Annotated in this window: 35 protein-coding genes; all 35 read right to left on the minus strand. The window is 67.5% G+C overall.

The window, feature by feature from the left end:
• Positions 1-5: 5 nt before the first annotated feature.
• The 35 genes from ACZ434_RS06295 to rpsJ all read right to left on the minus strand — a co-directional run bounded on the left by ACZ434_RS06295 (position 6) and on the right by rpsJ (position 23601).
• A complete protein-coding gene (locus ACZ434_RS06295; RefSeq protein ID WP_468452923.1) occupies positions 6-1304 on the minus strand; it encodes a UDP-glucose dehydrogenase family protein in 1299 nt (432 codons plus the stop codon).
• Positions 1305-1349: 45 nt separating this feature from the next.
• The gene (locus ACZ434_RS06300; protein ID WP_468452403.1) at positions 1350-3161 is read right to left on the minus strand and encodes a glycosyltransferase family 39 protein; all 1812 of its coding nucleotides are present in this window, start codon (positions 3159-3161) and stop codon (positions 1350-1352) included.
• Positions 3161-4162: a glycoside hydrolase family 26 protein gene (locus ACZ434_RS06305; protein WP_468452405.1), complete on the minus strand. Its 1002-nt coding sequence runs from the start codon at positions 4160-4162 to the stop codon at positions 3161-3163. Before ACZ434_RS06305 ends, ACZ434_RS06300 begins: the two co-directional genes overlap by 1 nt.
• Positions 4162-5577 (minus strand): glycosyltransferase family 2 protein, encoded by a 1416-nt coding sequence (locus tag ACZ434_RS06310; RefSeq protein ID WP_468452925.1) that lies wholly within the window; start codon positions 5575-5577, stop codon positions 4162-4164. Before ACZ434_RS06310 ends, ACZ434_RS06305 begins: the two co-directional genes overlap by 1 nt.
• A gap of 374 nt (positions 5578-5951) precedes the next feature.
• Positions 5952-6803, minus strand: coding sequence for a tRNA pseudouridine(38-40) synthase TruA (gene truA / locus ACZ434_RS06315; protein ID WP_468452407.1), 852 nt, complete (start codon positions 6801-6803; stop codon positions 5952-5954).
• Between the two features lie 169 nt (positions 6804-6972).
• Positions 6973-7479: a 50S ribosomal protein L17 gene (rplQ, locus tag ACZ434_RS06320; protein WP_468452409.1), complete on the minus strand. Its 507-nt coding sequence runs from the start codon at positions 7477-7479 to the stop codon at positions 6973-6975.
• 191 nt (positions 7480-7670) lie between these two features.
• Complete coding sequence (locus ACZ434_RS06325; protein ID WP_003966937.1) at positions 7671-8693, minus strand: DNA-directed RNA polymerase subunit alpha; 1023 nt, start codon at positions 8691-8693, stop codon at positions 7671-7673.
• Positions 8694-8847: 154 nt separating this feature from the next.
• Positions 8848-9252: a 30S ribosomal protein S11 gene (gene rpsK, locus ACZ434_RS06330; RefSeq protein WP_003956432.1), complete on the minus strand. Its 405-nt coding sequence runs from the start codon at positions 9250-9252 to the stop codon at positions 8848-8850.
• Positions 9253-9317: 65 nt separating this feature from the next.
• The gene (gene rpsM / locus ACZ434_RS06335; protein WP_004984507.1) at positions 9318-9698 is read right to left on the minus strand and encodes a 30S ribosomal protein S13; all 381 of its coding nucleotides are present in this window, start codon (positions 9696-9698) and stop codon (positions 9318-9320) included.
• Positions 9699-9908: 210 nt separating this feature from the next.
• Positions 9909-10022: a 50S ribosomal protein L36 gene (gene rpmJ / locus ACZ434_RS06340; RefSeq protein ID WP_003948619.1), complete on the minus strand. Its 114-nt coding sequence runs from the start codon at positions 10020-10022 to the stop codon at positions 9909-9911.
• Between the two features lie 60 nt (positions 10023-10082).
• Positions 10083-10304 carry a translation initiation factor IF-1 gene (gene infA, locus ACZ434_RS06345; RefSeq protein WP_003948620.1) on the minus strand — a complete coding sequence of 74 codons (222 nt, stop codon included), beginning with the start codon at positions 10302-10304 and terminating at the stop codon, positions 10083-10085.
• Between the two features lie 152 nt (positions 10305-10456).
• Positions 10457-11293 carry a type I methionyl aminopeptidase gene (gene map / locus ACZ434_RS06350; RefSeq protein WP_468452411.1) on the minus strand — a complete coding sequence of 279 codons (837 nt, stop codon included), beginning with the start codon at positions 11291-11293 and terminating at the stop codon, positions 10457-10459.
• Positions 11294-11552: 259 nt separating this feature from the next.
• Positions 11553-12206 carry an adenylate kinase gene (locus ACZ434_RS06355; RefSeq protein ID WP_468452413.1) on the minus strand — a complete coding sequence of 218 codons (654 nt, stop codon included), beginning with the start codon at positions 12204-12206 and terminating at the stop codon, positions 11553-11555.
• Positions 12206-13519, minus strand: coding sequence for a preprotein translocase subunit SecY (gene secY / locus ACZ434_RS06360; RefSeq protein WP_468452415.1), 1314 nt, complete (start codon positions 13517-13519; stop codon positions 12206-12208). The genes ACZ434_RS06355 and secY overlap by 1 nt, the downstream gene beginning before the upstream one ends.
• 244 nt (positions 13520-13763) lie before the next feature.
• The gene (gene rplO, locus ACZ434_RS06365; protein ID WP_468452417.1) at positions 13764-14219 is read right to left on the minus strand and encodes a 50S ribosomal protein L15; all 456 of its coding nucleotides are present in this window, start codon (positions 14217-14219) and stop codon (positions 13764-13766) included.
• Between the two features lie 2 nt (positions 14220-14221).
• Positions 14222-14404, minus strand: coding sequence for a 50S ribosomal protein L30 (gene rpmD / locus ACZ434_RS06370; RefSeq protein ID WP_004984515.1), 183 nt, complete (start codon positions 14402-14404; stop codon positions 14222-14224).
• Positions 14405-14406: 2 nt separating this feature from the next.
• A complete protein-coding gene (rpsE, locus tag ACZ434_RS06375; protein ID WP_004927232.1) occupies positions 14407-15012 on the minus strand; it encodes a 30S ribosomal protein S5 in 606 nt (201 codons plus the stop codon).
• 41 nt (positions 15013-15053) lie between these two features.
• Positions 15054-15437, minus strand: a complete 384-nt coding sequence (gene rplR / locus ACZ434_RS06380; RefSeq protein WP_397827463.1) for a 50S ribosomal protein L18 — start codon at positions 15435-15437, stop codon at positions 15054-15056.
• A 3-nt stretch (positions 15438-15440) separates the two neighbouring features.
• Positions 15441-15980, minus strand: coding sequence for a 50S ribosomal protein L6 (gene rplF / locus ACZ434_RS06385; RefSeq protein ID WP_468452420.1), 540 nt, complete (start codon positions 15978-15980; stop codon positions 15441-15443).
• Between the two features lie 24 nt (positions 15981-16004).
• The gene (gene rpsH, locus ACZ434_RS06390; protein ID WP_004927242.1) at positions 16005-16403 is read right to left on the minus strand and encodes a 30S ribosomal protein S8; all 399 of its coding nucleotides are present in this window, start codon (positions 16401-16403) and stop codon (positions 16005-16007) included.
• A 238-nt stretch (positions 16404-16641) separates the two neighbouring features.
• On the minus strand, positions 16642-16827 hold the full coding sequence (locus ACZ434_RS06395; RefSeq protein ID WP_003948630.1) for a type Z 30S ribosomal protein S14: 186 nt from the start codon (positions 16825-16827) through the stop codon (positions 16642-16644).
• A 5-nt stretch (positions 16828-16832) separates the two neighbouring features.
• Positions 16833-17390 carry a 50S ribosomal protein L5 gene (rplE, locus tag ACZ434_RS06400; protein ID WP_004927250.1) on the minus strand — a complete coding sequence of 186 codons (558 nt, stop codon included), beginning with the start codon at positions 17388-17390 and terminating at the stop codon, positions 16833-16835.
• Positions 17390-17713 carry a 50S ribosomal protein L24 gene (gene rplX, locus ACZ434_RS06405; RefSeq protein WP_016434629.1) on the minus strand — a complete coding sequence of 108 codons (324 nt, stop codon included), beginning with the start codon at positions 17711-17713 and terminating at the stop codon, positions 17390-17392. The genes rplE and rplX overlap by 1 nt, the downstream gene beginning before the upstream one ends.
• Before the next feature lie 2 nt (positions 17714-17715).
• Entirely contained in the window at positions 17716-18084 is a 369-nt protein-coding gene (gene rplN / locus ACZ434_RS06410) for a 50S ribosomal protein L14 (protein WP_003998823.1), read from the minus strand.
• Positions 18085-18219: 135 nt separating this feature from the next.
• Positions 18220-18507, minus strand: coding sequence for a 30S ribosomal protein S17 (gene rpsQ / locus ACZ434_RS06415; RefSeq protein WP_023587024.1), 288 nt, complete (start codon positions 18505-18507; stop codon positions 18220-18222).
• On the minus strand, positions 18507-18731 hold the full coding sequence (rpmC, locus tag ACZ434_RS06420; RefSeq protein ID WP_007494763.1) for a 50S ribosomal protein L29: 225 nt from the start codon (positions 18729-18731) through the stop codon (positions 18507-18509). Before rpmC ends, rpsQ begins: the two co-directional genes overlap by 1 nt.
• Positions 18731-19150, minus strand: coding sequence for a 50S ribosomal protein L16 (gene rplP / locus ACZ434_RS06425; protein ID WP_009190136.1), 420 nt, complete (start codon positions 19148-19150; stop codon positions 18731-18733). Before rplP ends, rpmC begins: the two co-directional genes overlap by 1 nt.
• Before the next feature lie 5 nt (positions 19151-19155).
• The gene (gene rpsC, locus ACZ434_RS06430; protein WP_190098387.1) at positions 19156-19983 is read right to left on the minus strand and encodes a 30S ribosomal protein S3; all 828 of its coding nucleotides are present in this window, start codon (positions 19981-19983) and stop codon (positions 19156-19158) included.
• Positions 19983-20330, minus strand: a complete 348-nt coding sequence (rplV, locus tag ACZ434_RS06435) for a 50S ribosomal protein L22 (protein ID WP_006130776.1) — start codon at positions 20328-20330, stop codon at positions 19983-19985. The genes rpsC and rplV overlap by 1 nt, the downstream gene beginning before the upstream one ends.
• A gap of 44 nt (positions 20331-20374) precedes the next feature.
• Positions 20375-20656 (minus strand): 30S ribosomal protein S19, encoded by a 282-nt coding sequence (gene rpsS / locus ACZ434_RS06440; protein ID WP_003948639.1) that lies wholly within the window; start codon positions 20654-20656, stop codon positions 20375-20377.
• A gap of 12 nt (positions 20657-20668) precedes the next feature.
• Positions 20669-21505, minus strand: coding sequence for a 50S ribosomal protein L2 (gene rplB / locus ACZ434_RS06445; RefSeq protein ID WP_468452424.1), 837 nt, complete (start codon positions 21503-21505; stop codon positions 20669-20671).
• A 38-nt stretch (positions 21506-21543) separates the two neighbouring features.
• Positions 21544-21963, minus strand: coding sequence for a 50S ribosomal protein L23 (gene rplW, locus ACZ434_RS06450; RefSeq protein WP_468452426.1), 420 nt, complete (start codon positions 21961-21963; stop codon positions 21544-21546).
• On the minus strand, positions 21963-22622 hold the full coding sequence (rplD, locus tag ACZ434_RS06455) for a 50S ribosomal protein L4 (protein WP_468452428.1): 660 nt from the start codon (positions 22620-22622) through the stop codon (positions 21963-21965). Before rplD ends, rplW begins: the two co-directional genes overlap by 1 nt.
• An 8-nt stretch (positions 22623-22630) precedes the next feature.
• Entirely contained in the window at positions 22631-23275 is a 645-nt protein-coding gene (rplC, locus tag ACZ434_RS06460) for a 50S ribosomal protein L3 (protein WP_030571197.1), read from the minus strand.
• A 17-nt stretch (positions 23276-23292) separates the two neighbouring features.
• A complete protein-coding gene (rpsJ, locus tag ACZ434_RS06465) occupies positions 23293-23601 on the minus strand; it encodes a 30S ribosomal protein S10 (protein ID WP_003948644.1) in 309 nt (102 codons plus the stop codon).
• Positions 23602-24023 lie beyond the last annotated feature (422 nt).

A 24023-nucleotide genomic window follows, 5' to 3' on the forward strand; every position in this document is an offset into this window, starting at 1 on the left:
CCCGGTCACTCCCCTGCCGCGACGGGCCTGCCGAGCGCCCGGAAGCGCCACCCCGCGGCGGTCCAGCGTGCCGCGTCGAGCACGCCCCGGCCGTCCACGATCCGCGCACGGCCGACCAGGGCACGGGTCCGCTCCGGATCGAGGTCCCGGAACTGCGGCCACTCGGTCAGCAACAGGACCAGATCCGCGCCGCGCAGCGCCGCCTCCGCCGACTCCGCGTACCCGAGCAGCGGGAACGCCTTACGGGCGTTGTCCATCGCCTCGGGGTCGTAGACCGTGACGTCGGCACCGTCCAGTGCGAGCCGGGCGGCCACGTTCAGCGCGGGCGAGTCGCGGATGTCGTCGGAGTCCGGTTTGAAGGCCGCCCCGAGCACCGTGATCCGGGCCCCGAGCACCGCGCCTCCGCACAGTTCCCCGGCCAGCTCCACGACTCGGTCCCGGCGCCGCATGTTGATCGCGTCGACCTCCCGCAGGAACGCCAGCGAGACCCCGAGTTCGTCGGCGCGGTGCGCGAAGGCACGGATGTCCTTCGGCAGACAGCCGCCGCCGAAGCCGACGCCCGCCCGCAGGAACTTCGCGCCGATCCGGTCGTCGTGCCCGAGTGCCTCGGAGAGCCGGCGGACGTCGCCGCCGGCCGCCTCGCAGATCTCGGCCATGGCGTTGATGAAGGAGATCTTGGTGGCGAGGAAGGCGTTGGCGGCCGTCTTGACCAGCTCGGCGGTCGGGAAGTCGGTGACGACCAGCGGGGTCCCGGCCGCGAGGACAGGCTCGTGGACAGTGCGCAGGATCGATTCCGCACGGGTGGACCGCACCCCGAACACCAGCCGGTCCGGCCGCAGGGTGTCCTCGATCGCGAAGCCCTCGCGCAGGAACTCGGGGTTCCAAGCGACCTCGGGGGCGTGCGCCCGGGCCAGCCGCTCGGCGGTGCCGACCGGCACGGTGGACTTGCCGACGAGCAGCGCGTCCTCGGCGCAGTGTGCCGCGATCGCGGCGAAGGCCGACTCGACGTAGGTCAGGTCGGCGCCTTCGGAACCCTGCCGCTGCGGCGTGCCCACGCACACGAAGTGCACCTCGCCGAAGGCTCCGGCCTCCTCGTAGGAGGTGGTGAACCGCAGCCGCCCGCTCGCGGTGTGCCGGGCGATCAGCTCACCCAGTCCGGGCTCGTGGAACGGCACCCGCCCCGCACGCAGAGCGGCCACCTTGTCGGGGTCGACGTCGACGCCGATCACCTCGTGGCCGAGCTCCGCCATGCAGGCGGCGTGGGTGGCACCCAGATAGCCGGTGCCGATGACGGTGAGCCGCATGGGTACGGCCTTTCTCACTGAAGGAACTGAAGGAGCGGAAACCGCTCAGGGCGTCTTGATCCAGATGCGGTACTCACCGGTGCCGCTGGAGTTCCGGAACGGCAGGTTCGCCAGGAGCCGGTAGTGCGGATTGCCCCTGACCGCGTCCGTGACGAGGTCGTCCACTCGCGGGTTGGTGTGCCCGTCCAGGACGATCAGGTCGAACTCGCCCTCGCGCAGCGCCGCCCGGTAGGCGGCGTCCCCGGTGTGGTACGTGCCCTTCTCGTCCCTGTACTCCATGCCGAAGACGCTCGCCCATTGGCGCTGTGTGGTCTTGTCGCGCAGGTAGTAGACGGGCACCTCGGGCGTGGAGGAGAGGTAGTGCCCCTCGGGGCCCACGTAGGAGTCGATGGCCGCGATCATCTTCGTGGAGTCGGGCCAGACGCCGAAGCGCCACTCCGACTGGGCGATGCCCAGGGAGAGCATCGCCGTCCACAGCATGATGCCGAGCTGCGGGTACCGGAAGTGCGCGCCCACCAGGCGGGTCACGCCGACACCGGCCATGGGCGCGGCGAAGAGCAGACCGAAGCCGATGTGCTTGAACAGCGACACCGAGGTGCCCAGGTAGATCTGGTAGGCGGGCGCGAGCAGCGCCGTACCGCACAGCACCAGTCCGAGCAGAGCCCGTCGCCGCCGGCCGGGGTCGTCCAGGCGCCGCGCGAGTGGCGACTCGTACATGCGGCTGCGCCGGGCGTAGGAGAGGGCGCCGCCGACGGCGGTCAGGAACATGAGCCCGCCCCACTGCGCCGACTGCTTCAGGAGGAACCCGGCGCTGTCGGTGCCGTGCTCCCGGTCGGTGGTCGTCTGCCGCACTCCGGCCATCAGGTCGGTGGCGTACACACCGGCCGCGAGGACGGCGCCGATGCCCAGACCGAGCAGCACCATCCGCCCGACCGCCGACCTGGCGCCCCGGCGCGGCCACGCGGTGAGCAGGGCCAGCACGACGATGGTCGGCAGGTACAGAGCGGCGGCGTACTTCACGCCGACGGCCAGGACCGCCACGGGCGCGGCGAGCAGGACGGCCGCTGCGGGCGCCCGGTCGGTGCGGACGACGATCCAGGTGGCCAGTGCCAGCAGGAACACGGCGGCGGCGTCGTAGGTGGCGAAGTACCCCATGACGACGGTCGACTGCAGCACCCCGAACAGGGCCGCCGCCGCCAGGGCCGCACGCTCGTTGAACAGGCGGCGGGTGAGGGAGTACAGCAGCGCGGTGGCGCCCAGCATGAACACCAGGCTCAGCCCGCGCGCCCCGGCGAGTCCGAACTGCCCGTCCACGAGCGCGGCGAGGACGGGATACAGCTGGGGCGAGCCGGAGAAGTACGCCGCGTAGTCCACGGGCAACTCGGTGCCGTGCTGGATGTGGTCGAGCACGGCGTGTCCGGCCGACAGGTACAGGGCCTCGTCCTGGAAGGCGGTGTTGGACAGCCGCAGCGAGAGCACGGCCTGCACGGCCAGGACGCACAGCAGCACGGCACGGCTGACCCAGGCCCGGCGCCTGCTGGCGGCCATGTCCCAGCCCACTTCGGGAGTGTCCGGCACGTGGTAGCCCGGCTCGGCCGGCGCCTGTTCCTCCACGATCCGCAGCGCGTAGGTCGGCTGGTCGTCCTCACCGTCCCGCGGCCGGTCCCGGACCGCGGACCGGTACGACTGCTGCCGGTGGTCCTGGACCGGAACGTCGTAGCCGGCGCGGTGGCCGTCCTGCGGAGGGCTCGGCTGCCGCGGTACGAGTCCGGTGGAGTCGAACCAGCCGCCGGCCGTCCCATCCTCGGCGTACGGGTCGTAGGGCTGCGGCGTGTAGTGGTCGTAGCGAGAGGTCATCACGGCTTCCGTACGTCGAAGCCGAACCGGTCGTCGGCAGCCAGGCGCTTGAACTCCTCAAGCGCCAGAGGGCTCGCCTCCAGCCGCCAGTCGGCGCGCTTGTCGTGGTTGAACCAGACGAAGCCGAGCATGTCGTCGTCGGCCGTCACGCCCTCGAAGAGGTTGCGGATGTCGGCCCGCCGCCGCTCGCCGGCCATGGCCGCCGTCTCCAGCAGCAGCATCGGCTTCTCGGTGAAGGTGCGGACCTGGTCCCTGGTCGGCCCGAAGAGGCTGTCGAAGGCGTTGTCCTCCTCGATCGTCCAGTAGCCGATCAGGCCGATCCAGTCGACGTACCCGTCACCCGGGTAGTACGGCTCGAGTTCGACCTCGCTGACCGGGTTGACGATGTTCGGCGACCAGGCCCAGATGACGTTCGAGGCGCCGGCGTCGATGAAGGTGTCGTGGATGTGCCGCCAGGCGGCCACGTACTCCTCGGGAGTGGTGTCCTTGGTGCCCCACTTCTCCCAGTGGCCGTTGAACTCGTCGGCGAAGGAGATCACGACGGGCAGGTTCAGCTTGCGCACCGCCGTCGCGTACTTCTTGATGTAGGCGTCCGACTCGCCCGCCGCGATCTCGGCCGGCGAGGTGTCGAAGGGCTCCCAGGACATCAGTGTCAGGGCACCCTCCGCCCATGCGTTGCGCACGCCGGTGGCGTCGAAGCCGTCGCCCCAGGCGGCGTAGTACTCGATCAGGTTCGGCTGCTTGCCGACCATCCCGGTGTAGGTGTCGATGCCCTCCATCGAGTGCGGCGCGCCCTCGACGGCGGCGCCGAAGTATTTCTTCGACGGCTTCAGCAGCGGTACGACGTCGTAGGGGGCGCTCGCGCCGGCGCTCTCGGTGCTCGGGCCGCCGCCGGATGCGTCCCGGCCGGCCGACTCGTCGCCGAGCAGCGAGCATCCGCTCAGCAGCAGGGTCGCGAGCAGGCAGGACAGCAGTGCGCGGGTGCGGAAGGGAAAACGCATCAGGCCGCCACCTCCGCCCGGGGCTGCACCAGGACGCGGGCCACCACCAGGGCGTAGAACAGCCCAGAGGACAGGATCAGCGCGAAGTCCGGGGCGTCCATGGTGAACGTGCGGTACACCGCTCCGACCACCCACACCAGGGCGGTGCCACCGCTCCACACCCACATGCCGATCCAGAAGCGCCGGGTCTTGTTCTTCTTGGCGCCGGACGAGCCGGTGGGCTGCCAGCCCATGCGGTTCTTGCGCAGGATGTCCCAGATGGCGAAGACGTGCGCCCAGCCGTACATCATGCGGGTCGCCCACGCCTCCAGGCGGTAGGGCGCCTTGTGCCACATCGGGAAGACGATCGTGGTGTAGATGATGCTCGGGAGCACCAGGAACAGGTGCTCGACCATGAGTTTCTCCGGCATCGCCAGCAGCAGCATGATCGGGATCACGGGTGCCGCGAAGGTGAACAGCGCCGTGTGGATGTAGTAGAAGAAGCCGGACATGTAGCACAGGCGGCTCGACATCCTGATCTTCGCCTGCCAGAACTTCCTGCTGCCGAGCAGGCTCATCGAGCCGGAGCACCAACGGTACTGCTGGTTGAAGAAGGCACCCGCGCTGTCCGGGCACACGCCCGTCGACACGGCGACCGGCACATAGCGCAGGTCCCAACCAAGGCCGCGCAGGTCGAAACCGGTGTGCACGTCCTCGGAGTGCTCGATCAGCGTGGTTCCGCCGTTGGTATCCAGGGCCGCACGCCGGTAGACCGCACAGCTGCCCACGCAGATCGCGCCGTCGCTGCCCTGCCGGGAGACCTGCACGGACCGGTAGAACAGCTCCTGCACGGCGCCCGCGCCGCGTTCGATCCAGTTCTGCGAGTCGAGCACGCGGAAGTACTGCGGCGACTGGACGATCCCGACCCGCGGATCGGCCTCCATGTACGGCAGCAGCTCCTGGAGCAGGTCGGCGCGCGGGGTGAAGTCGGCGTCGAGGATCAGGATGTACTGACCGTCGGACCGGTCGAACCCGAAGTGCAGGTTGCCCGCCTTCTTGAACCAGCCGCGGTTCTCCCGGGTCCCGTAGCGGAAACCGAAGTCGCGCGCCATGGCCTCCAGTTCCGGGCTGGCGCCATCGTCCAGCACGAACGGGACGCAGACGCCCGGATAGTGATCGGCCATCGCACGCACGTGTTTCCAGGTGTTGTGCAGAACCTCGATGGGCTCACCGCACACGGGCAGGAACACATCGACGGTGGGGTACGTCTGCGGCCGCCAGTCGCGGACCAGCTGCTTGTGGTACGCGATGTCGAAGTCACGCGTGAAGCCGTTCACCCGCAGCGACACCAAGTAGTAGATGACCGTGAAGGCGAGCAGCGGCGTATACGCCCACAGCAGCGGCGTGGACTGCGCCAGCTTGAATTGGCTGACCACCAGACAGCAGAAGCTGATCAGCGAGCTGATCGTCAGGATCCACAGGTGCCGACGCGCGTAGGAGTACTTCTCCTTGTCGGTCGGCGGCAGCGGCAACAGGCCCAGCGGGGCTCCGCCACCGCGTACCGCCCTGCGTCGCCCGCTGCTCCGGCGACCGTCACGGCGCCCCCCGGTTCGAACCGGACTCACTGAACTCATACGACACTCCCCGGACCACAACGGGCCCGTCGACCCCCACTCTCACCCGGTCTCTCGAACCCCCGACCGAGCGGCGTAAGGCTATACGAGAGATAAGAGGGGCGTAAGGGTGCAACAGAAGCGCTATGTTCGGAAAGTCCGTTTATGGGAGATATAAAACCAAGAATGGGACAGAGCTAACAGGCTTCGCATCCGGGCCTATCAGGCAGTGATCGCCTATTGCGGGCCTCCTTGCTGCGGGCGGCCAGCAGTTCGTCGGCCGGGTAGCCGACCTCCTCCAGGGTCAGGCCGTGCGGGCGTACCACGTGGACGGCCGAGTCGCGTACGCCCGCGGCCAGCACCTTTCCCGGCCAGTCGGGCGGGCGGTGGCCGTCGCCGACGAAGAGCAGGGCGCCGATCAGGGAGCGCACCATGTTGTGGCAGAAGGCGTCGGCCCGGACGGTGGCGGTGATGATCCCGTCCTCGCCCCGCACCAGGCTCAGTTCCTGGAGCGTCCGGATGGTCGTCGCGCCCTCCCGCCGCTTGCAGTACGCGGCGAAGTCGTGCTCCCCCAGCAGTCCGCGGGCCGCCTCGTTCATGGCGTCGACGTCCAGCGGCCAGTCGTGCCACAGCACATGGCCGCGCAGCAGCGGGTCCACCCCGCCGGGGTTGTCGGTGACCCGGTAGGCGTAGCGCCGCCAGATCGCGGAGAACCGCGCGTCGAACCCGGCGGGCGCCTCCCTGAGGGCCCACACCCGTACGTCCTTCGGCAGCCGTCCGGCGAGCCGCTTGAGCAGCTTCGTGTGGTGCTCGGCCCACAGTTCGCGGGGCAGGTCGACATGGGCGACCTGGCCGCGCGCATGGACGCCGGCGTCGGTCCGCCCGGCCACGGTCAGCTCGTACGTCGTCCCCCCGGACCGGGTCACGGTCCGCAGCGCGTCCTCGATCTCCCCCTGCACGGTCCGCCGCCCGCCGGCCTGCTTGGCCCAGCCGGAGAACTCGGTCCCGTCATAGGAAAGATCCAGCCGAACCCGCACCACATCACTCATCCGCAGATCCTCTCACCACACAAAGAAGCGGGCCCGCCCCTGGAAGGGAACGGGCCCGCAACAGCGCCCCGAAGGGGCGCGGGGCTGTACTCGATATGCGGCTCCGCCGCGCGGGCGCGACCAGCCACGACGAAGCCGCAGCCGCAATCAAACAGTCCCCGGCAGACGCTTACGCGTCCTTGGACTCCTCGGCCGGAGCCTCAGCGGCCTCGTCCTTGGACAGATCCGCCTTCGCCTCAGCGGCCTCGGCGGCTTCCGCGTCCTTGGCGGAGCGCTTCGTCGCCGCCTCGGCCTCGCCGACCGCGGTCTGCTGCACCGTCAGCGCCTCGACCAGCTCGATGACGGCCATGGGCGCGTTGTCGCCACGGCGGTTGCCGATCTTGGTGATGCGGGTGTAGCCACCGGGACGGTTCTCGTACCGCGGGCCGATCTCGGTGAAGAGCGTGTGGACGATGCTCTTGTCCGTGATGACCTGGAGCACCTGACGGCGGTTGTGAAGGTCGCCCTTCTTCGCCTTGGTGACCAGACGCTCGGCGTACGGACGCAGCTTGCGCGCCTTCGCCTCGGTGGTGGTGATGCGGCCGTGCTCGAAAAGCGCCTTCGCGAGGTTCGCGAGCATGAGCTTCTCGTGCGAGGCGCTGCCGCCCAGACGGGCACCCTTGGTGGGCTTCGGCATGATGTTTCTCCTGTGTGTCTGCCCCGGCCGTATCAGGTACCGGGGTCAGTATCCGAGCAGACGGTTGCCTGTCGGAGATCCGGGCGCCTTGCCGGGTACCCGGAGGGTCCGCGCCCCCGAAGGGGCGCGGGGAACTGCGCGACCGGCCACGACGGACCGGTGGACGCAGAACCGGCCTCCTCGCGGAGGGCTCAGTACTGCTCGGTCTCTACGAAGCCGGCGTCCGCGTCGTCGTCGGCGCCGAAGGCGTCCGCGGCAGCGGTGGGGTCGAAGCCGGGAGGCGAGTCTTTCAACGCGAGACCCATGCCCGCCAGCTTCGCCTTGACCTCGTCGATCGACTTCGCACCGAAGTTGCGGATGTCGAGCAGGTCCGCCTCGCTGCGCGCCACGAGCTCACCCACGGAGTGGATGCCCTCACGCTTGAGGCAGTTGTACGACCGAACGGTGAGCTCCAGCTCCTCGATCGGCAGCGCCAGGTCGGCGGCGAGGGCGGCGTCCGTGGGGGACGGGCCCATGTCGATGCCCTCGGCGTCGATGTTCAGCTCGCGGGCGAGACCGAACAGCTCGACCAGGGTCTTACCGGCGGAGGCCATGGCGTCACGGGGACGCATCGCCTGCTTGGTCTCGACGTCGACGATCAGCTTGTCGAAGTCCGTGCGCTGCTCGACACGGGTCGCCTCGACCTTGTAGGTGACCTTGAGAACCGGCGAGTAGATCGAGTCGACCGGGATGCGCCCGATCTCCTGACCGACCTGCTTGTTCTGCACGGCGGAGACGTAACCGCGGCCGCGCTCGACCGTGAGCTCCATCTCCAGCTTGCCCTTGCCGTTGAGCGTGGCGAGGACGAGGTCGGGGTTGTGCACCTCGACACCGGCCGGGGGCGCGATGTCGGCGGCGGTGACCAGACCCGGGCCCTGCTTGCGCAGGTACATCACGACCGGCTCATCGTGCTCGGAGGAGACGACCAGCTGCTTGATGTTGAGGATCAGGTCGGTGACGTCCTCCTTGACGCCCGGCACGGTGGTGAACTCGTGCAGGACGCCGTCGATGCGGATGCTGGTGACGGCGGCACCGGGGATCGACGACAGGAGGGTACGGCGGAGGGAGTTGCCGAGGGTGTAGCCGAAGCCCGGCTCCAGCGGCTCGATCACGAACCGGGAGCGGAATTCGTCGACGACCTCTTCGGTCAACGAGGGACGCTGAGCGATCAGCATGTGTGGATCAGATCCTTCTTTCGTGGACGCCCGCTATTTGACGCCCGACGGAAACCGCACCCGGTGAAAAGTGCGGGTACTGCAAGGGTACGGGCGATACGGCCCTTACGAGCCGTACCGCCCGGAACCCGAAGCCGAACGAAGCGGCCGTGCCTCAGACGCGGCGGCGCTTCGGCGGGCGGCAGCCGTTGTGCGGGGTCGGGGTGACGTCCTGGATGGAGCCGACCTCGAGGCCCGTGGCCTGCAGGGAACGGATCGCGGTCTCACGACCGGAGCCCGGGCCCTTGACGAACACGTCGACCTTGCGCATGCCGTGCTCCTGGGCGCGGCGGGCAGCCGACTCGGCGGCCATCTGCGCGGCGAACGGCGTGGACTTCCGGGAACCCTTGAAGCCGACGTGGCCGGCGGAGGCCCAGGAGATCACGTTGCCGGACGGGTCCGTGATCGACACGATCGTGTTGTTGAACGTGCTCTTGATGTGCGCGTGGCCGTGAGCGACGTTCTTCTTTTCCTTGCGGCGCACCTTCTTGGCAGCGCCCTGACGTCCCTTGGGGGGCATCTCTTAACTCCTACGGGAGGTGGTCGGTCCTACAGCGAAGACCGTGGACAGGCGTCCGCTGCGGACTACTTCTTGCCCGGCTTCTTCTTGCCGGCGATGGCGCGACGCGGGCCCTTGCGGGTACGCGCGTTGGTGCTGGTGCGCTGACCGCGGACGGGCAGACCGCGACGGTGACGCAGACCCTGGTAGGTGCCGATCTCGACCTTGCGGCGGATGTCGGCCTGGATCTCGCGACGGAGGTCACCCTCGGTCTTGATGTTGTTGTCGACGTACTCGCGGATCGCGACGAGCTGCTCCTCGGAGAGGTCGCGAACGCGGGTGTTCGGGTCGACGCCGGTGGCGGCCAGCGTCTGCTGCGAAAGGGTCCGGCCGATGCCGAACACGTAGGTGAGGGCGATCTCCACGCGCTTTTCGCGCGGGATGTCAACACCGGAAACGCGTGCCATTCAATGGCTCCAGTTGATTGTCGGAGGTCTTCCACAGGGCCGCTTCCCAGCCCGCCGGCCTCTTCTGCTTCAAAGAGTGGGTACGGACCGGGTCCCCGGCCTCCGAGCCGGGGGTGTCGAGCCATGCGGCTCGGGACCTGCTTATGAACATGTGTTGCTCGCGTCGCGCGAAGTTCTGCGGAAAGTCGCAGAGGGTCGATCGTGCTGCGGTCAGCCCTGGCGCTGCTTGTGGCGCGGGTTGTCACAGATGATCATGACCCGGCCGTGACGGCGGATCACCCTGCACTTGTCGCAGATCTTCTTGACGCTCGGCTTGACCTTCATGGGATGTGAGGTTCTCCGGGTCAGTGCCACCACCCCGGCGGGCCGGGGCGCGGGCAAGATCTACTTGTACCGGTAGACGATCCGGCCACGCGTCAGGTCGTACGGGGAGAGCTCCACCACGACCCGGTCGTCAGGGAGGATGCGGATGTAGTGCATGCGCATCTTGCCGCTGATGTGTGCCAGGACCTGGTGGCCGTTCTGGAGCTCGACCTTGAACATGGCGTTCGGAAGAGACTCGACGACAGTGCCCTCGATCTCGATGGCACCTTGCTTCTTGGCCACGCTTCGCCCTTCGAATCGACTACCTTGATCGACTCCGGCGTGCACCGTGTGAAGCACATGCAGACATGCGGGTGCACAAGAGCCGACGAGTCAGTCTACGTCAGCGCACCCGGAAACACGAATCGGGAAAGTCTGCCCCACCCGGGAGATCCTTAACCGAGCGGATCCGGAGCCGCCGTGATGCCCATCTCCGCGAGCTTGGCCCTGCCCCCGTCGGGGGAGGTCAGGACCAGGGGCCCCTGCTCGGTGAGGGCGACCGAGTGCTCCCAGTGGGAGGACCAGGTGCCGTCGGTGGTGATGACGGTCCAGTCGTCGGAGAGGACCTCCGTCTTCGGGGTGCCCAGGGAGATCATCGGCTCGATGGCGAGGCAGAAGCCGGGGACCAGCTTGGGGCCCTTGCCCCGCTTGCGCTCCACGTAGTTCAGCAGGTGCGGGTCCATGTGCATCTCGGTGCCGATGCCGTGGCCGCCGTAGTCCTCGATGATCCCGTACTTGCCGCCGCCCGGCTTCGGCTGGCGGCGGATGTAGGTCTCGATGGCCCGGGAGATGTCGACGAGCCGGTTGCCCTGCTTCATGGCCGCGATGCCGGCCCACATCGACTCCTCGGTCACCCGGGACAGCTCGACCAGTTCCGGCGAGTGCCCGGATCCGACGAACGCGGTGTAGGCGGCGTCGCCGTGCCAGCCGTCGATGATCGCACCGCAGTCGATGGAGATGACGTCCCCGTCCTTGAGGACCACGTCGTCGGAGGGGATGCCGTGGACGACGACCTCGTTCACGGAGGTGCAGATGGTGGCGGGGAAGCCGCCGTAGCCGAGGAAGTTCGGCTTGGCGCCGTGCTCGGCGAGCACCTTGCGCGCCACCTGGTCCAGATCCTTCGTCGTGGCCCCGGGCACGGCCGCCTCACGGGTGGCCGCGTGAATGGCCGCGACGACCAGCCCCGCCTCACGCATCTTGGCGATCTGCTCAGGGCTCTTGATCTGCACCATGGGGACGACGGCCTTCCTGGACCAGGTATACGAACGCTTCCAACGATACGCGGCGCCCGCCGCACCCCACCGCGCCGCTCCCCACCCCTCCGTGCCTCCGCGGGCGCGCACGTGCCTCCCCCAACCTGGGAAGTGCCCCCAGCGGCGCGGGTGGGCGCGACGGCACCCCGTCAGCGCCGGGCCGCGCGTACGACCCCCCGCCAAGCAACAACCGCGGCCCCTCACCCAGAGGAACCGCGGCTGCAACCAGACGTACGACCTACTTACCGCTCTTCAGCGCCTCCAGCGCCCGCCCGGTGACCTCGTCCACCGGACCCGTCGCCGAGATGGTCACGACCAGCCCCTGCGCCCGGTAGTAGCCGATGATCGGCTCGGTCTGCGTGTGGTAGACCTCCAGCCGCGTCCGCACCGTCGACTCCGAGTCGTCGTCCCGCTGGTACAGCTCGCCGCCGCAGATGTCGCAGACACCCTCCTGCTTCGGCGGGCTGTACGTCACGTGGAACACGTGCGCCGAATCTTTGCGGCAGACCCGCCGGCCGGCGATCCGCTTGACGACCTCGTCCTCGGGGGCTTCCAGATCGAGCACCGCGTCCAGCTTGATGCCCTCGGTCTTCAGCAGCTCGTCCAGCGCCTCGGCCTGCGACACATTGCGAGGGAAGCCGTCCAGCAGGAAACCGCCCTCGGCGTCGGGCTGCTCCATGCGGTCTTTGGCCATGGCGATGGTCACCTCGTCGGGGACGAGATTGCCGGCGTCCATGTAGGACTTCGCGAGTTTGCCCAGCTCCGTCTGCCTGCTGATGTTGGCGCGGAACAGGTCACCCGTGGAGATGTGCGGGATGCGCAGTTTCTCGGCAAGGCGGGTGGCCTGCGTACCCTTTCCGGCACCCGGCGGCCCGACGAGGACGATTCGCATCAGCGGAGGAACCCTTCGTAATTGCGCTGCTGGAGCTGGCTCTCGATCTGCTTCACAGTCTCGAGACCGACACCCACGATGATCAGGATGCTGGTCCCGCCGAACGGGAAGTTCTGGTTTGCCCCGAAACCAGCCAACGCCATTGTCGGCACGAGAGAGATCAGGCCCAGATACAGCGAACCCGGCCAGGTGATCCGGTTGAGTACGAAGCTCAGGTACTCAGCGGTCGGTCGGCCAGCCCGGATGCCCGGGATGAAGCCACCATACTTCTTCATGTTGTCGGCGACTTCTTCGGGGTTGAAGGTAATGGCCACGTAGAAGAAGGCGAAGAAGACGATCAACAGGAAGTACAGGATGATGTGGAACGTCGCTCCGGTGTCCGCGAGGTTCTTCGTCACCCAGGCCGCCCAGCCCGCGTCCGAGTTGGAGAACTGGACGATCAGCGCCGGAATGTAGAGCAGCGACGAGGCGAAGATGACGGGAATGACGCCCGCCTGGTTCACCTTGAGCGGGATGTAGGTGGACGTACCGCCGTAGGAACGGCGGCCGATCATGCGCTTGGCGTACTGCACCGGGATCCGGCGCTGGGCCTGCTCGACGAAGACCACCAGGGCGACCATGACGAACCCGACGACCATGACGGTGCCGAACTCGATCCAGCCGTCGGCCAGGCTGCCCTGCTCCTTGATGGCCCACAGGGCGGAGGGGAAGGTCGCGGCGATCGAGATGAACATCAGGATCGACATGCCGTTGCCGATGCCGCGGTCGGTGATGAGCTCACCGAGCCACATGACGGCGGCCGTACCGGCGGTCATGGTGATGACCATGGTCACGGTCACGAAGATCGACTGGTCGGGGACGATCTGGCCGGCGACGGGGCAGCCCGGGAAGAGGGAGCCGCTGCGGGCGGTGGCCACCAGACCGGTGCCCTGGAGGATGGCGAGCGCGACCGTCAGATAACGGGTGTACTGCGTGATCTTCGCCGTACCGGCCTGGCCCTCCTTCTTCAGGGCTTCCAGGCGCGGGATCACCACGGTCAGCAGCTGCAGGATGATGCTCGCCGTGATGTACGGCATGATGCCGAGCGCGAAGATCGTGATCTGAAGCAGCGCGCCGCCGCTGAACATGTTGACCAGACCCAGCAGGCCCTGGCCGGCTTCAGCGTTGTCGATACAGGCCTGGACGTTGCGGTAGTCGACACCCGGGATCGGGACGTTCGTACCGATGCGGTACACGACGATGATGCCGAGCGTGAAGAGCAGCTTCTTGCGCAGGTCGGGCGTCTTGAACGCCCGGGCGAACGCGGTGAGCACGGTGCCTCCTGCGACCCCCCGCGCAACTGCGTCAAGGGTGACGGTCTTGAGATTCCGACTAAGGACGAATACGTAACGGTCAACTGCGGCCCTGAGTGCCCCGTATGGGGCTCCCGAGGTCAATGGGCAGCGCAGGCCACCTTACCGGCGAGACTGCCGCCCTAGGAACGACCAACCGGGGATACCCCATTTGTGGGGTATCCCCGGTCGGGATCGCTCTACGTCATCGAGACACCTGACGGGGTCAGACGAGCTCGGTGACGGTACCGCCGGCGGCGGTGATCTTCTCCTTGGCGGAGCCGGAGACGGCGTCGACCGTCACCTGCAGCGCCACGGAGATCTCGCCCTGGCCCAGGACCTTGACGAGGCTGTTCTTGCGCACGGCACCCTTGGCGACCAGGTCCTCGACCGTGACCTCTCCGCCCTCGGGGTAGAGGGAGGCGAGCTTGTCCAGGTTGACGACCTGGAACTCGGTCTTGAACGGGTTCTTGAAGCCCTTCAGCTTCGGGAGACGCATGTGGAGCGGCATCTGGCCACCCTCGAAGCTCTCCGGAACCTGGTAACGGGCCTTGGTGCCCTTCGTACCACGACCGGCCGTCTTACCCTTCGACGCCTCACCACGACCCACACGGGTCTTGGCGGTCTTGGCGCCGGGGGCGGGACGGAGGTTGTGGATCTTGAGCGGGTTCTGCTCCGCCATGATCAGTCGACCTCCTCGACCGTCACGAGGTGGCGGACGGTGTGCACCATGCCGCGGAACTCGGGGCGGTCCTCCTTGACGACCACGTCGTTGACCTTCTTCAGGCCAAGCGAACGCAGGGTGTCACGGTGGTTCTGCTTGCTGCCGATGTAGGACTTGACCTGCGTAATCTTGAGCTGCGCCATGATTACGCACCCGCCCCGGCACGCGCACGGAGAAGAGCCGCGGGGGCGACGTCCTCGAGCGGCAGACCGCGGCGGGCCGCGATCTCCTCGGGACGCTGCAGGCCCTTGAGGGCCTCCACGGTCGCGTGCACGATGTTGATCTGGTTGTCGGAGCCGAGCGACTTCGACAGCACATCGTGGATACCGGCGCACTCGAGCACGGCGCGCACCGGACCACCGGCGATCACACCGGTACCCGGGGACGCGGGCTTGAGCAGCACGACGCCGGCAGCCTTCTCACCCTGGATGGGGTGCGGGATGGTGCCCTGGATGCGGGGGACCTTGAAGAAGTGCTTCTTGGCCTCCTCAACGCCCTTGGCGATGGCGGCCGGCACCTCCTTGGCCTTGCCGTATCCGACACCCACGGTGCCGTCACCGTCGCCCACCACGACCAGCGCGGTGAAGCTGAAGCGACGACCACCCTTCACAACCTTGGCGACGCGGTTGATCGCGACGACGCGCTCAACGTACGCGGTCTTCTCGGCGGCAGCTGCGCCGCCGTCACGGCCCTTCCGGTCCCGCCGCTCGCCGCCACCGGCACCGCCACCGCGGCGCTGGGGTCCAGCCATTGGAATTACCTCTCTCTGTTTCCGCTAGCTACGGAACCGGCTCAGAACTTCAGACCGGCTTCGCGGGCGGCGTCCGCCAGAGCGGCGATGCGCCCGGCGTACTGGTTGCCACCACGGTCGAACACGACGGCCTCGACACCGGCGGCCTTGGCGCGCTCGGCGACCAGGGCGCCGACCTGCTTGGCCTGCGCGGACTTGTCGCCCTCGCCACTCCGGACCGAAGCGTCCAGGGTGGACGCCGACGCCAGGGTGTGACCCTTCAGGTCGTCGATCACCTGCGCCACGATGTGGCGGTTGGAACGAGTCACGACCAGGCGAGGACGCTCGGCGGTACCGGCGACCTTCTTGCGGATCCGGATGTGACGACGCTTGATAGCGGCACGCTTGTAGGCGTCGCCCTTGAGGATCTTCTGCCCGTATGCCATGGCTTACTTACCCGCCTTTCCGACCTTGCGGCGGATGACTTCGCCCTCGTACTTGACGCCCTTGGCCTTGTACGGGTCGGGCTTGCGCAGCTTGCGGATGTTGGCCGCAACCTCGCCGACCTTCTGCTTGTCGATGCCCTCGACCGAGAAGCGGGTGGGGGCCTCCACCTTGAAGCTGATGCCCTCGGGTGCCTCGATCGTGATCGGGTGGCTGTAGCCCAGGGAGAACTCCAGGTTGGAACCCTTGGCGACAACGCGGTAACCGACACCGCTGATCTCGAGCTTCTTCACGTAACCCTGGGTCACGCCGGTGATCATGTTCGCCACCAGCGTGCGGGACAGGCCGTGCAGGGCCTTGTTCTGACGCTCGTCGTTGGGGCGGGTGACGTTCAGAACGCCGTCCTCACCCTTGGCGATCTCGATCGGCGCCACGACGGTGTGGGTCAGCGAGCCCTTGGGGCCCTTGACCGTGACCGTCTGGCCGTCGATGGTGACGTCCACGCCGGCGGGAACCGCGATGGGGAGCTTGCCGATGCGCGACATAGCTGTTTCCTCCGTTCCCTTCCGCTACCAGACGTAGGCGAGGACTTCCCCACCCACGCCCTTCTTGCCGGCCTGCTTGTCGGTGAGGAGCCCGTGCGACGTGGAGATGATCGCCACGCCGAGGCCGCCCAGCACCTTCGGCAGGTTGGTGGACTTCGCGTACACCCGGAGACCGGGCTTGGAGATCCGCTTGATGCCCGCGATGGAGCGCTCACGGTTCGGACCGAACTTCAGGTCCAGGACGAGGTTCTTGCCGACCTCGGCGTCCTCGACCTTCCAGCCCGTGATGAAGCCCTCCTGCTGGAGGATCTCCGCGATGTGCGACTTGATCTTCGAGTGCGGCATCGCCACGGTGTCGTGGTACGCCGAGTTCGCGTTCCGCAGACGCGTAAGCATGTCTGCGATCGGATCAGTCATGGTCATGAATTGGCCTTCGGCCTCTCTCGCCGGGGTTTCCTGGTGCGCCATCCCTCTCCCCGATCCGAGACGGGACGGGTGCGGCGCGGTGGACCTACGGCGTAGTAAGCAAACATGAGCGGGCGTCGCCCGCGTGCGTACGGGCACGGCAGGTGCCCAACCCCACAAGCCTAAGCCATGCGGGCCGGGCCTCCTGCCGTTCCCCTTGCTTACCGAGAGCCCTGGGAGTCCGGAATTACCGGGACTACCAGGAGCTCTTGGTCACGCCCGGCAGCTCGCCACGGTGAGCCATCTCACGAAGGCACACGCGGCACAGGCCGAACTTGCGGTACACGGAGTGCGGACGACCGCAGCGCTGGCAGCGGGTGTAGCCGCGCACTCCGAACTTGGGCTTGCGAGCAGCCTTCGCGATGAGAGCCTTCTTCGCCATCTCGCTCACGCCTCCTTGAACGGGAAGCCGAGGTGACGGAGAAGGGCGCGGCCCTCTTCGTCGTTGGTCGCCGTGGTCACCACGGTGATGTCCATACCCCGGACACGGTCGATCTTGTCCTGGTCGATCTCGTGGAACATGACCTGCTCCGTGAGACCGAAGGTGTAGTTGCCACGGCCGTCGAACTGCTTGGGGGACAGACCGCGGAAGTCGCGGATGCGCGGCAGCGCGAGCGACAGGGTGCGGTCCAGGAACTCCCACATGCGGTCGCCACGGAGCGTGACGTGGGCACCGATCGGCTGACCCTCACGCAGCTTGAACTGCGCGATGGACTTGCGGGCCTTGGTGACGGCCGGCTTCTGACCGGTGATCGTGGTGAGGTCGCGGATGGCGCCCTCGATCAGCTTGGAGTCGCGGGCGGCGTCGCCCACACCCATGTTGACCACGATCTTGACGAGGCCGGGAACCTGCATGACGTTCTCGTAGGAGAACTGCTCGCGCAGCTTGCCCGCGATCTCCTCGCGGTACTTCGTCTTCAGACGCGGAGTGGTGGTGGTAGCCATCAGATGTCCTCACCCGTCCGCTTGGCAACGCGGATCTTGTTGCCCTCGTCGTCGAAGCGGTAACCGACGCGCGTGACGACCTTCTTGCCGTCCTTCTCCACGACCAGCTGGACGTTGGAGACGTGGATCGGGGCCTCGGTGGTCACGATGCCGCCGGCCTGCGAACCGCGAGCGGTCGGACCGGCCTTGGTGTGCTTCTTGACCCGGTTGACACCCTCGACCAGGACACGCTCGTCGCGCGGGTAAGCGGCAATGACCTTGCCCTGCTTGCCCTTGTCCTTGCCGGTGATGACCTGGACCAGGTCGCCCTTCTTGATCTTCATGCTCACAGCACCTCCGGCGCGAGGGAGATGATCTTCATGAACTTCTTCTCGCGCAGCTCACGGCCCACGGGGCCGAAGATACGGGTGCCACGAGGGTCGCCGTCGTTCTTCAGAATGACGGCGGCGTTCTCGTCGAAGCGGATGTACGAGCCGTCCGGACGGCGGCGCTCCTTGACGGTGCGAACGATGACCGCCTTGACGACGTCACCCTTCTTCACGTTGCCACCGGGGATCGCGTCCTTGACGGTGGCGACGATGACGTCACCGATGCCCGCGTAGCGGCGACCGGAGCCACCGAGCACACGGATGCAAAGGATTTCCTTCGCACCAGTGTTGTCGGCGACACGCAGTCGCGACTCCTGCTGGATCACGTCTATCTCCTGTTTGTCTGCCGGTTCCCCGGGGGCCGTTCACCTTCGGCGGACGGCCCCCGGAGCCTGGCGGAACTGTCCTGCGGGGAATGCCCCGCAGGAACGTACTGTGTGGAACTCCCTTGCGGGAATTGCCTACTTGGCCTTCTCGAGGATCTCGACGATGCGCCAGTGCTTCGTCGCGGACAGCGGCCGGGTCTCCATCAGGAGGACGCGGTCGCCGACGCCTGCGGCGTTCTGCTCGTCGTGGGCCTTGAGCTTGCTCGTGCTGCGGATGACCTTGCCGTACAGCGCGTGCTTCTTGCGGTCCTCGACGGCGACGACGACGGTCTTGTCCATCTTGTCGCTGACGACGATGCCCTCGCGGGTCTTGCGGAAGCCACGGGCCTCAGTGTTCGTCTCAGTCACGTTGTTCTCGCTCATCAGGCGTTCTCCACCGTTTCGATGCCCAGCTCACGCTCGCGCATCAGGGTGTAGATCCGCGCGATGTCCTTGCGGACCGCCTTCAGACGGCCATGGTTCTCGAGCTGCCCGGTCGCCGCCTGGAAGCGGAGGTTGAACAGCTCTTCCTTGGCCTCGCGGAGCTTCGCGAGAAGCTCCTCGTTGCCCAGCTCGCGCAGCTCGGACGCCTTGGTACCGGCCGACATCACGCTTCACCTGCCTCGCGCTTGACGATCCGGCACTTCATCGGCAGCTTGTGGGCCGCACGGGTCAGCGCCTCACGGGCGATCTTCTCGTTGGGGTACGACAGCTCGAACATCACGCGTCCGGGCTTGACGTTGGCGATCCACCACTCCGGAGAACCCTTACCGGAACCCATGCGGGTCTCGGCCGGCTTCTTGGTGAGCGGGCGGTCCGGGTAGATGTTGATCCAGACCTTGCCGCCACGCTTGATGTGGCGGGTCATGGCGATACGAGCCGCCTCGATCTGGCGGTTCGTCACGTACGCCGGGGTCAGCGCCTGGATGCCGTACTCGCCGAACGCAACCTGCGTGCCACCCTTGGACATGCCGTTGCGCTTGGGGTGGTGCTGCTTGCGGTGCTTGACCCTACGGGGGATCAGCATGTCGGTCAGGCCTCCGTTCCGGTGCTCTCAGCCGGAGCGGCAGCCGGAGCCTCGGCCTTGGGGGCCTCGGCAGCGGGAGCCTGCTGCGGCTTGCGACCGCGACCGCCACGCTCGCCACCGCGGCCACCACGGGCCGGGCGGTCGGAACCGCCACGGGCCGGACGGTTGCCGGCGCGGGCGGCGGCGTTCTCGGCGCGGACCTCGGCGATGTTCTTGACGTCGCCCTTGTAGATCCAGACCTTCACACCGATGCGGCCGAAGGTCGTCTTGGCCTCGAAGAAGCCGTAGTCCACGTTCGCGCGGAGGGTGTGCAGGGGCACACGGCCCTCGCGGTAGAACTCCGAGCGGGACATCTCGGCGCCGCCGAGGCGGCCGCCGCACTGGATCTTGATGCCCTTGGCGCCCGCCTTCATCGCCGACTGCATGCTCTTGCGCATGGCGCGGCGGAAGGAGACGCGGGAGGAGAGCTGCTCGGCGACGGCCTGGGCAACCAGCTGAGCGTCGGTCTCGGGGTTCTTGACCTCGAGGATGTTCAGCTGGACCTGCTTGCCGGTGAGCTTCTCGAGGTCGCCGCGGATGCGGTCGGCCTCGGCGCCGCGGCGGCCGATGACGATGCCCGGACGAGCGGTGTGGATGTCCACACGCACACGGTCGCGGGTGCGCTCGATCTCGACCTTGGAGATGCCGGCGCGCTCCATGCCGGACGTCATCATCCGGCGGATGGCGACGTCTTCCTTGACGTAGTCCTTGTACAGCTTGTCGGCGTACCACCGGGACTTGAAGTCCGTGGTGACACCGAGCCGGAACCCATGCGGGTTAACCTTCTGGCCCATTACCGGGTTCCTTCCTTGCTGCTGACGACCACGGTGATGTGGCTGGTCCGCTTGCGGATCCGGTAGGCGCGGCCCTGGGCGCGCGGACGGAACCGCTTCAGGGTCGGGCCCTCGTCGACGTAGGCCTCGGAGATGAAGAGGCTGTCGACATCGGTGTGGTCGTAGTTGTGCGCGGCGTTGGCGATGGCGCTGTCCAGCACCTTGCCGACCGGCACGCTCGCGGCCTGCGGGGCGAAACGCAGGACCGCCTGAGCCTCCGTGGCATCCATGCCACGGATGAGGTCCACCACGCGGCGGGCCTTCATGGGCGTGACGCGGATGTACCGCGCCTGGGCCCTGGCTTCCATGGTTGTCCCTTCAGTGTCTGTCATGGTCGATTGCACCCCGCCGGCTAGCGGCGCTTCGACTTCCGGTCGTCCTTGACGTGGCCCCGGAAGGTGCGGGTCGGCGAGAACTCGCCGAGCTTGTGGCCGACCATCGACTCGGTGACAAACACCGGGATGTGGGTCTTGCCGTTGTGCACCGCGATCGTGTGGCCGAGCATCGCCGGGACGATCATCGAGCGGCGGGACCAGGTCTTGATGACGTTCTTGGTACCGGCTTCGTTCTGGACGTCCACCTTCTTGATCAGGTGGTCGTCGACGAAGGGTCCCTTCTTCAAGCTACGAGGCATCTCAACCCGTCCTTAGCGCTTCTTGTTCGTCTTGCGGCGGCGGACGATGTACTTGTTCGACGCCTTCTTGGGCGAACGAGTACGGCCTTCCTTCTTGCCCCACGGGGACACGGGGTGGCGACCACCGGAGGTACGGCCCTCACCACCACCGTGCGGGTGGTCGACCGGGTTCATGACGACACCACGGACGGTCGGGCGGACGCCCAGCCACCGCTTACGGCCGGCCTTGCCCCAGTTGATGTTGCTCTGCTCGGCGTTGCCGACCTCGCCCACAGTGGCGCGGCAGCGGACGTCGACCAGGCGGATCTCGCCGGACGGCATGCGCAGGTGGGCCATCTGGCCCTCCTTCGCGAGCAGCTGCACCGAGGCGCCGGCGGAGCGGGCGAACTTGGCGCCGCCGCCGGGACGCAGCTCGATGGCGTGCAGCGTCGTACCGACCGGGATGTTGCGCAGGGCAAGGTTGTTGCCCGGCTTGATGTCGGCCCCGGGGCCGTTCTCGACGCGGTCGCCCTGCTTGAGGTCACGCGGCGCGAGGATGTAGCGCTTCTCGCCGTCCGCGTAGTGCAGCAGCGCGATGCGCGCGGTGCGGTTGGGGTCGTACTCGATGTGCGCGACCTTCGCCGGCACGCCGTCCTTGTCGTGACGACGGAAGTCGATCACGCGGTAGGCGCGCTTGTGGCCACCACCCTGGTGGCGCACGGTCACACGACCGGAATTGTTACGGCCGCCCTTGTTGTGCAGGGGGCGGACCAGCGACTTCTCCGGCGTGGACCGCGTGACCTCGACGAAGTCGGCGACGCTGGAGCCACGACGGCCCGGAGTCGTCGGCTTGTACTTGCGGATACCCATTTCTCAGTCCTCGTCCGATATCGAACGATCCTGACCGCTTACGCGGTCGGACCGCCGAAGATGTCGATACGGTCGCCCTCGGCGAGGGTCACGATCGCGCGCTTGGTCGCCGCACGCTGGCCGAAGCCGGTACGGGTGCGCTTGCGCTTGCCGACCCGGTTGATCGTGTTGACCCCGGTGACCTTGACCTCGAAGACCGCCTGGACGGCCTCCTTGATCTGGGTCTTGTTGGCGCGCGGGTCGACGATGAACGTGTACTTGTTCTCGTCGATGAGCGCGTAGCTCTTCTCGGACACGACCGGCTTCAGCAGGACGTCACGGGGGTCCGTGTACGCCTTGCTCACCGGGGTGACGACGGTGTTCTTGCCCTCGGCGGCGTGACGGCGCGCCTTGGCGACGCGCGCAGCCTTGGCCGCCTTGGCGGCCTTCGAGGCGATCGAGGGGTGACGGGCAGCCATCAGACCTCGCTCCCTTCGTTGTCGTTGGCCTTGTTCGGGCCGGCGACGAAGGACTCGAAAGCGGCCTGGGTGAAGACCACGTCGTCCGAGACGAGAACGTCGTACGTGTTCAGCTGGCCCGGCTCCAGGATGTGGACCTGGGGCAGGTTGCGGGCGGACAGCCACGCGGCCTCGTCGGCGCGGTCGACGACCAGGAGCAGGTTCTTGCGCTCCGAGATCTTGCCGAACAGCGTCTTGGCGGCCTTCGTGGAGGGCGTCTCACCCTCGATCACGCCGGTGACGACGTGGATGCGGTTGTGGCGGGCCCGGTCGGTGAGGGCGTGGCGCAGGGCCGCGGCCTTCATCTTCTTGGGCGTCCGCTGCGAGTAGTCGCGCGGCACGGGACCGTGCACGACGCCACCACCGGCGAACTGCGGGGCGCGGGTCGAGCCCTGACGGGCGCGGCCGGTGCCCTTCTGGCGGTACGGCTTGCGGCCACCGCCACGGACTTCACCGCGGGTCTTGGTCTTGTGGGTGCCCTGGCGGGCGGCGGCCAGCTGCGCGACGACGACCTGGTGGATCAGCGGGACGCTGACCTTCTCGACGTCGAAGATCTCCGCGGGGAGCTCGACGGTACCGGCCTTGTCGCCCGCCGGCGAAAGGATGTCAACAGTGCTCATCGGTTACCTCAGGCCCCCTTGGCCGCGGTGCGGACCAGGACGAGGCCGCCGTTCGGACCGGGAACCGCGCCCTTGATGAGCAGCAGACCCTTCTCCGCGTCAACGGCGTGGACGGTCAGGTTCTGGGTGGTGACCCGCTCGTTGCCCATGCGGCCCGCCATGCGGAGGCCCTTGAACACACGACCCGGGGTGGCGCAGCCACCGATGGAACCGGGCGAGCGGTGCTTGCGCTGGGTACCGTGTCCGGCGCCGAGGCCACGGAAGTTGTGGCGCTTCATGACACCGGCGAAGCCCTTGCCCTTGCTCTTGCCGGTCACGTCGACCTTCACGCCGGCCTCGAACACCTCGGCGGTGACTTCCTGGCCCAGCGTGTACTCGGAGGCGTCCGCGGTACGGATCTCGACGAGGTGACGACGGGGGGTGACGTCGGCCTTGGCGAAGTGGCCCTTGAGGGGCTTGTTCACCTTGCGCGGGTCGATCTCGCCGAAGGCGATCTGGACCGACTCGTAGCCGTCGACGTCGTTCGTACGGACCTGGGTGACGACGTTGGGGCCGGCCTTGACGACGGTGACCGGAACAACACGGTTGTTCTCGTCCCACACCTGCGTCATGCCGAGCTTCTCGCCCAGGATGCCCTTGATCTGCTTAGCCATCTTTCAGATCACCGGCCTCAGAGCTTGATCTCGATGTCGACACCGGCCGGGAGGTCGAGTCGCATCAGGGAGTCAACGGTCTTGGGGGTCGGGTCGAGGATGTCGATCAGGCGCTTGTGCGTGCGCATCTCGAAGTGCTCGCGCGAGTCCTTGTACTTGTGCGGCGACTTGATGACGCAGTACACGTTCTTCTCAGTGGGCAGCGGCACCGGGCCCGCGACCGACGCACCAGTACGGGTCACCGTCTCGACGATCTTCTTCGCCGAGGAGTCGATGACCTCGTGGTCGTAGGCCTTGAGCCGGATGCGGATCTTCTGTCCCGCCATGGCTACTTCGTAGTCCTGTCTCTCTTTACGCTCCGGAACCCGGTGTTCCAGGTCTCGCTCTCCGACCCACGCGGTCGGGCGTGTCGCGCTCCCGCTGACACAGATGTCCCTTGTTCGAACATCCCTGCGGGATTGACACGGCCCTACCAGAACCGCAGACCGGGGGCGAAAGGCCCACCGGGCGCCTGGCCGGCGCCGCGCATACGCTTCCCGGAAGATTCCCGTACGTCCGCCCCTACACCTTTCGGTGCAATGCGTGGGACGACGAGTACTGTGGGACTCGCTTCCGGTCCTCCCGGCGGGAGGCGCGCAGCATCAACGCTCGACCGAGCAACTCCGACAGTCTGCCACAGCGGGCGGGGGCCTGGCCAATCGAGCGGAAGAGAGTACCCCGGGAGTGACGTAGGTCAAACGCGGGAGCC

It is taken from the genome of Streptomyces sp. NPDC030893, from assembly GCF_055571535.1.